Raw genomic sequence first — 14059 nt, 5'->3', positions numbered from 1 at the left:
TTTGCATCCCTCCACTCACTTTTAGTTTAATGACTTTGCATCTATTCCCATTGCACGCAGCATCGTCTGGAATTTAGCAGATGTTTCCGCCAGCTCATCTTCCGGTTTGGATTCCCCAACGACCCCTGCGCCAGCGAATAAGCGAAGTGCTTGCTTCTCCACCTCCGCACATCGAATGGTGACGATCCATTCGCCGTCTCCTTCTGCATTGCACCAGCCGACCATGCCCGTGAAAAAACCACGATCGAACGGTTCGATTTCCTGAATCGCTTCCCGGGCCAATTCGGATGGTGAGCCGCAAACGGCTGGGGTCGGTTGAAGTGCAATTGCCAGCTCCAACGAAGAAGTTGCAGGATCTTCAAGCTCTCCTGTTACTTCCGTAGATAGGTGCCACATGGTTTCTGTATGTATCACGGATGGTTTTTCCGGCACGTCCATCTTTTTGAAAAATGGTCGCAGGGCCTCTGCCACAGCCTGGACGACAACCGCATGTTCATGTAAATCCTTTGCGGAGGAAAGTAACTCTTCCACCCTTCTCTTATCCTCGATCGGATCGTCACTCCTAGGCCTCGACCCTGCCAAAGGATTGGCCACCACTTGTAATCCCGTTCTTGAAACAAGCAATTCAGGACTAGCCCCGATCAAGGTTTTCGCGTTATCAGAATCGGTTTGATCCGTATCCGGCTGAGGCAAATTGACAGCAAAGGTATAGCCACTCTTATTGTGGCGTGCCAAATTATGAAGTAACTGATTGATGTTCACCAATTCCGATGAAGTGAGATGCAAGGACCTTGATAGGACGATTTTGTCAAGATGGCCGCTTTTAATATATTCAATACCTTGTGCCACACCGGCCATATATCGAGAAGGTTCCGGTACTGACTCGATTTCATAGTTTGGCACCGAAGTTCCGGCAGCCTGATCTGTGCCTAAGTCTTGCAGAGGAACTGATGACCTAATCATTTCGGGCACGATGAGCTGCGCATCCTTTTTATAATCGAATGGTACAGCACCCGTTACCATTGGATTGGGATGGCCTTGCGCTTTTGCCCTATTCAATGCATCCCCAACCCGGGCTGCAAGGCTTGTCATTTGATTACGACTTTCCGTATCGCTAGGAACTGTCAGAAAGGACCCTTTTCCAAGCAATGTTTGAGAAGGCGATGCCAGGTAAAAGTCCCCGACCTCATAATCGTCCAACAGCTGTTTATCCAATACGGTTGAATTCTCTTTACTCTTCATCATTTTAAAAACCCTCCAAATTCACGTAATATTCAGACCCGTATGAATGGCCGGCATCATGCACCTAAGGTGGCCCCGCCATCCACACATAAATTACTCATCGTAATATGGTTTGATTGATTGGATATGAAAAACAGAATCGCGTTGACTATATCAGAAGGCGAAGCTATTTTGTTCAATGGTATCCCCACTTTGAATGTCTCAGGCATCCCATTGATAACCGCTTGTGCACCATTTTCGTCGTTCCACATAGACCATTGCATCTCCGTATCCGTAGATCCAGGCGAGACGATATTACAGCGAATATTATATTGGGCCAATTCCAGCCCTAAACATTTAGTGAACATGACGGCTGCTGCCTTTGATGCTGCATACGCTCCCAGTGAAATTCTTGGGACGCTTGCTGCATTGGATCCGACTGTGACGATCGAACCGCTTTTTCTCGTCATCATGTATGTGCTCACTGAACGGGAGACATTGAATACACCAGTCGTATTGACGGCAAAGATCTTCGCCCAATCTTCATCACTGAATGATTCAATTAATCCTGTGCGCAGCACCCCTGCGACATTGACCAGTGTCTCGATCGGACCGAGGTCACGTTCAATTCCATCGACTATGCCAACGATTGCACGACCATCACTTACATCAGCCGCAAACGCATGTACGTCCAAACCTTGAGACTTCAAATTACTTACATGGCCATTTAGCTTTTCGGCATTATAATCAATTGCCGCAACCACCATCCCCAGCTTTGCTAAAGCCTCAACGACTGCGGCTCCGATTCCTTGGGCACCTCCCGTTACAAGTGCAACCTTCCCACTGCATTCCAAAAAGTCCACCCTGACACTCCCTTTCCTACTCCATGATCTCAATGTATAGTAGCCCAATTACCATCCCGTACGGATAAGAGGAGGTACTCGGCTTAACCCATTAATCTATGCGAAAACGCAAGATTCCAACTAATAATGATAATCATTATCAATTGGAATCTAAAGGTAATGATATATATTAAAAACTTGATGGTCAAGTGCCATTCGATGATTTAATCTGAAAGTCCTATACCCCGCCAGGCACATTTCGCTTCAATGCAAAACGCAAGGCCCTGTTAATCAAAGGCGGCAAAACGGATAGGTGCCCCTCCTCTTCGAACTCCTTGAATTGTACGTTTAATCCGCTATCGATCATCGATAAACGTTTTGAAAAGACCTGGGCATTTTCATTCATGCCGCTTTTATGCGTGCCTTCTTGCTCCCCTACTCCCAGCATCAGTGAAAGATTCCCGTTACCTTGTTTCAACCGGCTAAGGAACCTCTTCTCTTCGTCGTCGAACCACTTTTTGTTCCAATGAAGTGATGGGCTTCCAGCTATGTAATTTTGGAATGCATATGGATTTGTATAAAGAACATATAAAGCGAAAAGGCCGCCGAGAGAATGCCCAAAGAGGGTTTGGCTGTTTTCGTCAATCTTGAACCTTTTACCGATTTCAGGTTTTAAATCCTCTTCAATGAATTTCAAGAAGCCTTCCGCCCCCCCATGTGCTGGCCAAGGACTTCCATCCGGCCTTACAGGTAAATCGGCAGCCGCTACCGGCAATGTAAAATCAAAATATCGTTCAGGAGAAAATGGTCCATTCGTGCGATAACCGATGCCCACGATTATGGCAGGAACTACACCGGACTTCTCCGGCCGTCGTGATTGCAGCCGCACCGCCTCGACCATCGTTCCAAACACGGAGTTTGCATCGAGTAAATAAATGACGGGATATCCTGACGGCGGCGGCTCCTCCTGCGGCTTTGATACAAAGATTTGGAACTCACGATTCCCCGTACTTGAATGCATGATGCTCCGTTCCGTTCCTTTGATCGTTACTTCTTCGCTGCCAGCCGTTATATCCTTTGCATGCATATCCACTTTTTGATGTAACATCTAATCGAATCCCCCATCCATTTATTACTAGTAATCCAATCTACCGAACATCTGGTTTGATAGATTTAAATTGAGAAAGATTACCATGACTTCGATAATGATAATCTTTCTCACTGAATATATCAACCATGCATCTGATTATTTTTACAATCATTTACAAAAAAGACTGTCCTTTCAGTGTTTTGCTTGTTATTGACTGCCACATTTTGCAGGGAAAATACTAAATAATAATATCGGTTGGAAAATTATTCTTGAATTATTGAAAGATTAATTATATATTTAATATCGCGTGATGATGATAATGATAATCGTTATCACTAATACACATTTTTATGTTAAGCTACACTTAATTTCAATTGGCAAAGGAAGTGAAAATAGATTTTCAACATTTAGGATCAGTTTTTTGATCCTTTACAGCAGTAAATTTTTTTAAATATATTAAAAAGGGGAATCAACCATTGAAAAAGCAATTATTCGTACTTGGAATGGCAACAGTATTCAGTTTAGGACTTGGAGCTTGCGGTAATGCCGAAAAGACCTCCGAGGACACTTCACAGAAAAACAAAGCGACAGAAACTACTGCAAAAAAAGAAGCAAAGACGCAAACCATTACATATTTGGATAAGGAATATACGATTCCAGCCAAAGTTAACAGTATCGCCACTGCTAGTTTGGAAGCGATGGAGGATGCTGCCATATTGGGGGTTAAGCCAACAGGTGTGGTTACTGTAGGCGGTGAAATTCCGGAATATTTAGCGAAGGACCTTGCAGGTGCAAAATCAATCGGTGAAAAAATGCAGCCAAACTATGAAACTCTTCTTGGAATGAAGCCTGATGTGATCATGTGGTCTTCGAAATCCCCAGCAAATGTAACCGAGCAGTTGAACAAAGTGGCGCCGACATTCCCATATTCACATATCTCGACCAATTGGGAAGCGAACCTGCGGTTAATGGCCAGTCTTACAGGTAAAAAAGATGAAGCCGAAAAAATCATCACAACCTATAATGATGATGCTGCTAAAGCACAAGTGGAAATCGGTGAAAAGCTGAAGGACAAAAAGGTATTAGTGGTTAGAATCCGGAATGGCAGCCTCTTCCTATATCCTCAGGATGTTTACTTCAACCCAGTCGTTTATAAAGACCTAGGCTTGAGTGTCCCTGAAGAAATTAAACCTGTTAAAGCACAAGAAATGATTTCATTGGAAAAATTCGCAGAACTTGATCCAGATTATGTTTTCTTGCAGTTCACTGAAAGTGAAAATGCACAAAAACCGGAAGCGTTAAAGGATTTGGAAAACAACTCGATTTGGAAGAGCATCACGGCAGTAAAAGAAAACAAAGTGTTCGTTAACTCGGTTGATCCTCTCGCTCAAGGTGGAACGGCTTGGAGCAAAACTGCATTCTTGAAGGCTGCAACCGAGAAATTAGCTGAATAAGCAGGTAAGGTGCGTTGATTGATATGGCCAAAATAAATTCATTACCCATAATAATTCTTTGTATGGCACCTCTATTGATTGGCTTTTCCATCGTTTTATCAATCTTATATGGTGCCAAAAATATAGATTCCATGACGGTATGGAATGCCATTTTCCACTATGACCCGGGTAACGTCGATCACACGATCATCATGACTTCCCGCTTGCCCAGAGTTTTGGGTGCCCTTCTAGTCGGGGCATTTTTAGCCATATCAGGAGCACTCATGCAGGGGATGACAAGAAATTATCTTGCATCCCCTTCAATCATGGGAGTGACAGATGGCTCTGCATTCGTGATTACGCTATGTATGGTATTTGCTCCGGGTATGTCTTCATTCCAAATGATCCTCTTTTCCATGTTGGGTTCTGCATTGGGGGCCGGAATTGTCTTTGGTTTTGGATCGCTGCTCCCAAATGGGTTATCTCCTGTTCGATTAGCCATAATCGGGACTGTGATCGGGACATTTTTAAGCAGTATTTCTGCTGCCATAGCATCCTATTTCCAAATTTCCCAGAATGTAAGTTTTTGGTACAACTCAAGGCTGCACCAGATTGATCCCGATGTAGTCAAATTAGCGATACCATGTGGAATGGTGGGGATCATACTCGCCCTTTCCATCTCAAAATCCGTTACGATATTATCTTTAGGGGAAGAAATTTCTATCAATTTAGGTCAGCGAACGAACTTGGTGAAAGCCCTGGCCCTCCTTTCGGTGATTTGCTTGACGGGCATTGCCGTGGCGCTTGTAGGGAAAATCGGTTTTGTCGGCCTTATCATCCCCCACATCACCCGGTTTTTGATCGGAATTGATTATAGGTGGATCGTTCCCTGTGCAGGGGTAATCGGGGCGGTTTTTCTAGCTCTGTGCGACATCTTGAGCCGATTTGTTAATTATCCATTCGAAACCCCCATAGGAGTCGTGACTTCCCTGATCGGCATCCCTTTCTTCCTGTACTTAATAAGAACGAGAGGAGGAGAAAAGAATGGATAAGAATGCACGAGGGCGCTTCACCCTCACGATGGCCATCATCTCCTGCTTGATCGTAGTTACAAGCTATTTCAGCTTGATATCCGGTACATTCGACATGACCGTCAAGACTGTCCTTCAGACCTTATTCAGGGTGAATCCGGTACCCGAATTTGATTTGGTCATCTTTGATTTCCGGCTCCCCCGCATCGTGATCGCCGGTTTGGTGGGAGTGAGCTTAGGAATTGCCGGTACTGTCATTCAAGGTGTTACGAAAAATGGCTTGGCCGATTCCGGCATTCTTGGCATTAATGCCGGCGCTGGTACTGCCATCGTCATCTTCATGTTTTTCTATCAAGGTCAAACCAGCAGCTCGGACTGGTTGTCGATCATGAGTTTACCGCTATTTGGGCTTTTGGGCGGGCTTTTGGCGGCCCTGGTCATTTTCCTTTTTTCCTGGAAGAACGGGACCCTGGACATGGGCCGCCTTTTACTGACAGGAATCGCAATAGGCTCTGCATTCGGCGCCCTTTCCTTATATTTATCGTTAAAAATGAAATCAACCGATTTTGAAATGGCAACCGTTTGGCTTTCGGGAACGATATATGATGCAAACTGGAAATATATCACATCCATGTTACCATGGATGATAATCCTGATTCCGATCATTAAGAAAAAGGCTTACTTACTCGATTTGTACCAGTTAGAAGAATCGAGCGTTAAAAGTTTGGGGATTTCCGTAGAAAAGGAAACGATCATCCTATTACTTTGCAGCATCGGTTTGGTGGGTGCCTCCGTTTCCGTGTCTGGGAACATCGGGTTCGTAGGTTTAATGGCTCCCCACATCGCCAAGCATCTCGTCGGGATCCATCACCAGCAGGTCATCCCGGTTTCCGGTGCAATCGGCGCCCTGCTGGTGATCGCATCAGACTTCATTGCAAAAACCGTTTTTGCACCGGCAGAATTGCCAGTCGGAATCGTCATCTCCATCATCGGCGTTCCCTATTTTCTTTATTTACTCATTAAAGCTAAAGCCTAGAAGGAGGGATGATCAGTGAGTATTCTGCGTATGGAAAACCTGGAAACGAATTACGAGAAATTCACGGTATTCAAAGACCTGAACCTGGAAATAAAAGAAGGATTGGTCACAACCATCATCGGGCCCAATGGCTGCGGTAAATCCACCTTATTAAAAACGATAGGCCGGATTTTGAAACAAAAAAGCGGAAGCGTTTTTTTACAAGGGCAGGATTTACATAAGATCCATACAAAGCAAATTGCCAAGCAGTTGGCGCTGCTCCCCCAAAACCCGGTCGCACCCGCCCAATTGAAGGTGGAGGAACTTATTTCGTATGGCAGGTACCCGCATCGCAATAATGTAAATAAACTGACGAAGGAAGATGTGGAAACGATTGAATGGGCTATGGATATTACCAAGACCGTTTCATTCCGAAACCGGCAAATCGCCAATCTATCCGGCGGTCAAAGACAAAAAGTTTGGCTGGCAATGGCTTTAGCCCAGAAAACGGAGATTTTATTGTTGGATGAGCCGACTACCTATCTCGATATGGCTCACCAACTAGAGGTTTTACAAATTGTTGAAAAGCTTAATAAAGAACAAAAAATCACGACCGTCATGGTATTGCATGATATTAACCACGCATCCCGGTTTTCACATGAAATCATTACGATGAAAGCTGGGGAAATCATTAAGATCGGTACACCATCAGAAATCATTACACCTGCCGTTCTCGAAGAGGTGTTCCGGATTAATGCAAGGGTCATGGTCGATCCCGCTAATGGCTCCCCCGTTTGTTTCGGTTATGATAATCTATCACAGCAAGAGCCGCAAGAAACAGTTAAAGAAGCCGTTTTATCCAATTGACCAGGAAAAGGCAGTCGACATTGTCGACCGCCTTTTTTTATTGCCATCCCCTTCATTGCTTTTCCAAGCGGATGATGTCTGGTGTGTTTTGTTTCTGAGTGCCCGTTTTTTGCAATTTAACGGCCGTTCCTTCCGCTAAATTAGTGAAGATGATAGGTGTGACCGTAGACGGGGCATTCCGTTTCACGAAATCAAGGTCGATATCCAAAAGCGGCGTTCCCTTTGTTACCCGTTGGCCTTCCTTTACAAGAGGCGTAAAGCCTTCTCCATTTAATTTAACCGTATCCAGGCCTACATGAATCAGTACTTCTAAGCCATTTTCCATTTTCAATCCCAACGCATGATTGGTCGGGAAGATACTGAGCACTTCCCCATCGATCGGCGATGATAGTTTTCCATTGGCTGGCTCGATCGCAAAGCCGTCACCCATCATTTTCATCGCGAATACCTGGTCCGGCACTTCTTCGATCGGTACAATTTTCCCTTCGAACGGAAGGACAAAATCATTTGTGCCTAAAGCTGTGTTCCCTCCGCTTGTTTCATCTGCAGGCTGTGCAATCGGAGCAACTTTCACCTGGCTGGGAGTGACGCCGTTTTTGACAAGTTGATTCATTGCATTGGCAACGAATTCGACGTTCGTTCCAACAATGACTTGTACACTTGATTTATTTAACTTCATCACACCGCGTGCACCGTGCCTTTTCAGTGCCGCTTCATTTACATTTGCTGAATCGGCAACTTCCAGGCGTAAGCGGGTTGCACAGTTATCGATCACTTTTATGTTTTCTTTACCGCCAAGATCTTGGATGAATTGCGATCCCATGTCGGTATATTTATCCCCTGTTTTCACAAACGCTTCATCTTCTGCTTCTTCCTCATCGTCTTCACGGCCCGGTGTTTTCAAATCCATGGCTTTGATGACAAAATAGAAGATCACGAAGTAGACGGCCGCGTATACTAAGCCGATTGGTATTAACCACAATGGTTTTTGAGCAATACCGAAGTTGAGCACATAATCGATTGCCCCTGCCGAGAATCCGAATCCATGATGGATATCGAGCATGACGGCAAGTGCCATGGAAAGCCCTGTTAATAGAGCATGGATGACATATAAAACTGGAGCAATGAACATGAACAGGAACTCGATCGGTTCAGTGATACCGGTTAAGAATGAAGTGAAAGCTAACCCGACAAGCATTCCCGTTACTAATTTACGCTTCTCTTTTTTGGCAGCCGCGATCATTGCCAAAGCGGCTGCTGGCAGTCCGAACATCATGATTGGAAAGAATCCGGTCATGAAAGGTCCGGCAGTTGGATCTCCAGCGAAGAAACGGTTTATATCACCGGTCGCACCATTGTATTCACCAAACACGAACCAAACCATGCTATTCAAAACATGATGCAGGCCAACAGGCAGCAATAAGCGATTCAATACGCCGAATACGCCTGCACCAAGTGCGCCTGCCCCTGTAATCCAATCACCAACATTATTGATGACATCTTGAATCGGCGGCCATACTATGCCGAATATCCCAGCAAGTATGATCATCGCCAAAGATGTGACGATCGGGACGAATCGTTTCCCTGAGAAGAACCCTAACCATTCGGGAAGCCTTATATCAGAGAATCTATTATAAAGGAGTGCAGCCACTATACCTGATATGATTCCGCCTAAAACGGCCATATCGATATCTTTATTGATCGCTTGCGTTCCATTCGTCAATACGAAATAACCGACAAGTCCAGCCAATGCCGCGGCACCGCTGCCATCTTTAGATAGCCCGATGGCTATCCCTAAAGCGAATAGTAAGGCAAGGTTATCAAATATCGCTTTTCCCGCAGCTGCCATAAAAGCGATATCCAGTAAATCAGGCTGACCTAGGCGAAGCAATATGGCCGCTGCTGGTAAAACGGCAATCGGCAGCATTAGTGCTTTTCCGATCTTTTGTAAAAAATTCAACATCATTCTCATCTCCCTATACCTATCTTCTTTGAGCAACTAAAAGTTGTATTAAGCGTTTTCATTTTGCCAAAATTATATCTTTTTCATGGATATACTAGCACAGAAAATATATAGATGTCTATACCAATTTAGTTGAAATTTGTCGAAAATAGACCGAATTTTTCATTATTATCGCTTATATGCCATAACTGGTCTAGACAACTTTTAATAAAAGCGATAAAATTAGAGCAAAATACGTGAGACCAATCCGTGACTCATTCATTACGTTTCACTTTCATAAAGGAGATTATGTATGAAAACATTCATTATTAATAATCTAATGGTCCATAGCGAAAAGGAAACCTACCAAGATGGGTATGTTAAAGTTGTGGACGGAAAAATTGCCGAAGTCGGCCCAGCCAGTCAATGTACACATGATGACGAAGACGAGGTAATTACTCTTTCATCCGGATATCAAATCATTCCCGGCGCCATCGATGTCCATATCCACGGTGCTGCCAAGGCCGATGCAATGGACGCCACTAGCGAAGCATTGACAACGATGGCAAAAACTCTTCCTAAAGAAGGAACGACCAGCTTCCTGGCAACCACAATGACCCAATCCCCTGATGCCATCGAATCAGCACTGCTCAATGCGGGGACTTATATTGAAGAACAAGACAATGATCTTGCTGAAATAGTCGGAATTCACCTGGAGGGCCCCTTCATTTCACCAGCCCGTAAAGGGGCACAGCCTGAAGATTTCATCGTCGATCCTGATGTATCCCTCTTCAAGCGATGGCAGGTGCTTGCCCAAAACCATATCAAGCTTGTAACGCTTGCTCCTGAACAGCCAAACGGTTTGGAGCTTGCACGACACTTAAAGGAAACTGGCGTCGTCGCCTCCATTGGACATTCCGATGCAACATATGACCAAATAAGTGAAGCGATCGAAGCAGGCACGACACATGTGACACACCTTTATAACGGGATGCGAGGACTCCATCACCGTGAGCCTGGCGTATTGGGCGCCGCTTATCTTCGTGATGAGTTATACGTTGAACTTATCACGGACGGCATCCATTGCCGACCGGAAATGGTAAAGTTGGCTTTTGACCAAATCACAAGTGAGCGCATGATCCTGATAACCGACTCGCTCCGGGCCAAATGGCTTGAAAAGGGCACCTACGACTTGGGCGGCCAGGATGTGAATGTGGATGAAACGAAAGCCACGCTTGCAGATGGGACACTTGCCGGCAGCATATTGAAAATGAACGATGCCATTAAGAACACTTTGCAGTATACGGGATGCTCCATGACTGACATCATAAAAATGACAGCAGAAAACCCTGCCAAGCAGCTTCAAATTTTTGATAGGAAAGGCAGCATTAAAGTCGGGAAAGATGCAGATCTTGTCATCCTTAATGAAGAATTGAACGTTGAAATGACGTTTTGCAGAGGGAAATTAGCTTATAAAAAGGAGAATGCATAATGAATATCATCAAAGTAAAGGACTACACAGAAATGAGTCGGACCGCTGCAGAAATCGTTACCGGAAAGGTCAAACAGAATCCGGAAATCATCCTTGGCCTGGCAACGGGCGGTACACCTAAGGGAATGTACGATTCCATGATCGAGGACCATGTCCAAACAGGCACATCCTATGAACGGGTAACATCATTTAATCTTGATGAGTACATCGGGTTAAACCCAAATGATCCCAACAGTTATCATTTTTATATGAATGATTCCCTATTCAACCATATTGATATCAATAAAGGGCAAACCTTCGTTCCAAACGGCACACCGGAAAACACCGATGAAGAATGCAAACGTTATGATGAAAGAATCAATTCCTTGGGAGGAATTGACCTTCAAATACTTGGCATTGGCAAAAATGGTCATATCGGGTTTAATGAGCCTGGAACTTCTTTCACTTCAGGTACCCATGTCGTGACACTCGAGGACTCGACTCGCCAGGCGAATGCCCGTTATTTCGACTCCATTGACGAAGTTCCCACTCATGCAGTGACAATGGGCATTTCCACGATCATGAAGAGCAAGGAAATCCTCTTGTTAATATCGGGTGAAGAAAAAGCCGAAACCTTGAAAAGGCTAATGGATGGGGAGATTACGGAGCAATTCCCTGCCTCTATCCTGAAAACACATAATAATGTTACAATTATCGCAGACCAAAAAGCATTATCAGGCGTGGTAATGCCCTAAAAGGAGCGAGGATGGATGATAGATAAAAACTCACCTCTTCCGATTTATTTTCAAATCGAAGAACAAATTAAAAGACAAATAGAAAACGGTGAGTTCCAAGCGCACAGTGCCCTGCCGTCCGAACGTGAATATGCCGAGCAATTCGAAATCAGCCGGATGACCGTGCGGCAAGCGATAAACAACTTGGTTAATGATGGATATCTATACCGGCAAAAAGGCCGGGGGACCTTTGTCGCAGATAAGAAGCTGGAGCAGCAGCTTAATGGGCTGACTAGCTTTACAGAGGATATGAAGGCAAGGGGCCTGAATCCGAGCAGCAGGCTGCTAAGTTTCGAAATCATTCCCGCTAATCAGAAAATCGCCAAGGAATTGCATATTTCCCTATATGCTCCCGTTTATGAAATCAAACGGATCCGATTGGCTGATGATGTCCCAATGGCACTTGAGACGGTCTACATGTCAGCGAATTTAATTAAAGGGTTAACGGAAGAAATCATTAACCTTTCCCTTTACCAATACGTCGAGAATTACGTTAAACTTAAAATAGACTATGCGACACAGACGTTGGAATCATCTATTGCATCCGATTTGGAAATCGCCCATTTGGCTATTCCCAAACACTCGCCCATATTATTCATTCAACGGAATACGTACCTGATCGATGGAACTCCTCTTGAATTTGTCAGGTCAGCATATCGGGCAGATAGGTATAAGTTCACCATCACCATCACAAGATGACCTCGTTTGTTTTGGCTAATAAAGATTAAGGACATTCCATCCATATAAACAATGCAAAAGGTAATTGGAGAGTGATTTATATGAACTCATATTTCAAAGAAGTACAGGCTTTGCTTTCCTCTGTTGTAGAAAAGGAAAAGCAAGCCATGGATGACGCTGTGGAAAGGATTTCAGCTTCCATCATGTCAGACGGAATCGTCCATTTATTCGGAAGTGGACATTCCCACATTTTGACGGAGGAGGTATTTTACAGGGCTGGCGGATTGGCCGCCATCCGTCCCATCTTCGTTGAAGATTTAATGCTTTTCAAAGGGGCATCAAGAGCATCGCAACTTGAACGGCAAAATGGCCTATCAGAAAAGTTCATGCAGGATGAAGATATCCGACCTGGTGATGTATGCATCGTCATTTCTTCCTCTGGTGTCAATCCCGTACCGATTGATGTTGCTGCAATCGCCAAGGAAAAAGGCGCCTTTGTCATAGGGTTGACTTCACCGGCTTATGCTTCCAGCTGCCCTTCCAGGCATAAAGATAAGCTTTACCTCCATGATATCGTGGATTTGGTCATAGACAATCATATTTCCAAAGGGGATACCCTGCTCAAATCAAACGATATTACATTTGGATCTGGATCGACTGTAACTGGTGCCGTCCTCCTAAACATGATCTTCACGCAAGTCATTGAAACGATCATCGATACAGGAGTGACCCCCCCGGTATTCCTCAGCAGCAATATTGAAGGAGCCGATGAACACAATCAACGCCTCATCGCGAAATATAAAACAAGAATTCCCCAATTATAAAATGGAATACATGTAAAAGAAGGCATCCGCATGGATGCCTTTTTTCACATGTAGACAAAAGGGGGCCGGAATTAAAAAATTCCGAACCCCTTTTGAAATTCCCTTTGAATTTTCTCCTATAGTTAAAAGATGTGGGCTCTACGAGCCCACTATGTTAGGCCATTTTTGGACCTTTCCATGTCCAATTGGCCATCTGCTTTACATTCATGGCAGCGAAAGTAAGCATCGCCTGCATCGACAATTTTTTAAGTCCCCTTAAAACAGTCCAACGCATACCATGCTTTTCTTTTGCATCTGCGAATACACGCTCAATCGTTTTACGCATGGAACGGATACCGAAGGTATATTGAATGAAAGTCAGTTTCAATAATATAACGGGATCAATACTTGGGCGTCCTACCTCTGAATACCTATCTTTCACCAAGTTATAAATGAAAGTGAAGTCAATGGCAGCCTCTATTTTACGAACCAAATGGTTCGGTGGCACCAGTTGATCTAACGTAATCATTTCAAGTTGATCTCGCTGAATAGAATCATGTTCAGAAGGCATCCTCATTACCTCAAGTTTTATTCGTTCTATTTTAAAACAAAAATGACTCTAGGCAAAAGAGTTCAAACTAAAAGGTAAAACAAAGTTGGTTGGAACGTAAGGTACGAGACTCCTGCGGGAAGTGCGAGTCACGGGAGACACCGGAGGCTGAAAGCTGAGGAGGCTCCCGGACCGCCCGCGGAAAGCGAGTGCCTGGAGAGGAAACCAACGGCCACATTGTATAACCCATAAAAATAGACAAACTCGATTCTTATCGAGTTTGTCTACAGTCTGAAAGAAGGCATCCGCATGGATGCCTTCC

At 44.5% G+C, this 14059-nt stretch carries 13 protein-coding genes; 8 read left to right on the top strand and 5 right to left on the bottom strand.

The window, feature by feature from the left end:
* Nucleotides 1-21: 21 nt before the first annotated feature.
* The 3 genes from dhbC to QNI08_RS21540 form a co-directional block, all read right to left on the bottom strand.
* Entirely contained in the window at nt 22-1242 is a 1221-nt protein-coding gene (gene dhbC / locus QNI08_RS21550) for an isochorismate synthase DhbC (RefSeq protein WP_285769426.1), read from the bottom strand.
* A gap of 56 nt (nt 1243-1298) precedes the next feature.
* On the bottom strand, nt 1299-2084 hold the full coding sequence (locus QNI08_RS21545) for a 2,3-dihydro-2,3-dihydroxybenzoate dehydrogenase (protein WP_285769405.1): 786 nt from the start codon (nt 2082-2084) through the stop codon (nt 1299-1301).
* A 217-nt stretch (nt 2085-2301) separates the two neighbouring features.
* Entirely contained in the window at nt 2302-3171 is an 870-nt protein-coding gene (locus QNI08_RS21540; RefSeq protein ID WP_285769404.1) for an alpha/beta hydrolase, read from the bottom strand.
* Nucleotides 3172-3629: 458 nt separating this feature from the next.
* Here QNI08_RS21540 and QNI08_RS21535 point away from each other — a divergent pair, with 458 nt between their 5' ends.
* Genes QNI08_RS21535 through QNI08_RS21520 form a run of 4 tightly spaced genes read left to right on the top strand, consistent with a single transcriptional unit; the run spans nt 3630 to nt 7499 of the window.
* Entirely contained in the window at nt 3630-4607 is a 978-nt protein-coding gene (locus QNI08_RS21535) for an iron-hydroxamate ABC transporter substrate-binding protein (protein ID WP_285769403.1), read from the top strand.
* A gap of 23 nt (nt 4608-4630) precedes the next feature.
* A complete protein-coding gene (locus QNI08_RS21530) occupies nt 4631-5638 on the top strand; it encodes a FecCD family ABC transporter permease (protein WP_285769402.1) in 1008 nt (335 codons plus the stop codon).
* Nucleotides 5631-6653 (top strand): FecCD family ABC transporter permease, encoded by a 1023-nt coding sequence (locus QNI08_RS21525; protein WP_285769401.1) that lies wholly within the window; start codon nt 5631-5633, stop codon nt 6651-6653. Before QNI08_RS21530 ends, QNI08_RS21525 begins: the two co-directional genes overlap by 8 nt.
* Nucleotides 6654-6668: 15 nt before the next feature.
* On the top strand, nt 6669-7499 hold the full coding sequence (locus tag QNI08_RS21520) for an ABC transporter ATP-binding protein (protein ID WP_285769400.1): 831 nt from the start codon (nt 6669-6671) through the stop codon (nt 7497-7499).
* Nucleotides 7500-7551: 52 nt separating this feature from the next.
* Here the strand turns inward: QNI08_RS21520 and nagE are convergent, their stop codons facing one another.
* The gene (nagE, locus tag QNI08_RS21515; protein ID WP_285769425.1) at nt 7552-9462 is read right to left on the bottom strand and encodes an N-acetylglucosamine-specific PTS transporter subunit IIBC; all 1911 of its coding nucleotides are present in this window, start codon (nt 9460-9462) and stop codon (nt 7552-7554) included.
* A 292-nt stretch (nt 9463-9754) separates the two neighbouring features.
* Here nagE and nagA point away from each other — a divergent pair, with 292 nt between their 5' ends.
* The 4 genes from nagA to QNI08_RS21495 all read left to right on the top strand — a co-directional run bounded on the left by nagA (nt 9755) and on the right by QNI08_RS21495 (nt 13208).
* On the top strand, nt 9755-10933 hold the full coding sequence (gene nagA, locus QNI08_RS21510) for an N-acetylglucosamine-6-phosphate deacetylase (RefSeq protein ID WP_285769399.1): 1179 nt from the start codon (nt 9755-9757) through the stop codon (nt 10931-10933).
* On the top strand, nt 10933-11667 hold the full coding sequence (nagB, locus tag QNI08_RS21505; protein ID WP_285769398.1) for a glucosamine-6-phosphate deaminase: 735 nt from the start codon (nt 10933-10935) through the stop codon (nt 11665-11667). The genes nagA and nagB overlap by 1 nt, the downstream gene beginning before the upstream one ends.
* 15 nt (nt 11668-11682) lie before the next feature.
* Nucleotides 11683-12405: a GntR family transcriptional regulator gene (locus tag QNI08_RS21500; RefSeq protein WP_285769397.1), complete on the top strand. Its 723-nt coding sequence runs from the start codon at nt 11683-11685 to the stop codon at nt 12403-12405.
* An 80-nt stretch (nt 12406-12485) separates the two neighbouring features.
* Nucleotides 12486-13208, top strand: a complete 723-nt coding sequence (locus tag QNI08_RS21495; protein WP_285769396.1) for an SIS domain-containing protein — start codon at nt 12486-12488, stop codon at nt 13206-13208.
* Between the two features lie 154 nt (nt 13209-13362).
* Here QNI08_RS21495 and QNI08_RS21490 read toward each other — a convergent pair whose 3' ends face one another.
* On the bottom strand, nt 13363-13758 hold the full coding sequence (locus QNI08_RS21490; protein ID WP_285769395.1) for a transposase: 396 nt from the start codon (nt 13756-13758) through the stop codon (nt 13363-13365).
* Nucleotides 13759-14059 lie beyond the last annotated feature (301 nt).

Origin of the sequence: Peribacillus folii, from assembly GCF_030271255.1 — a bacterium.
GTDB lineage: Bacteria > Bacillota > Bacilli > Bacillales > DSM-1321 > Peribacillus.
This window is presented reverse-complemented; position numbering and strand designations above follow the sequence as displayed.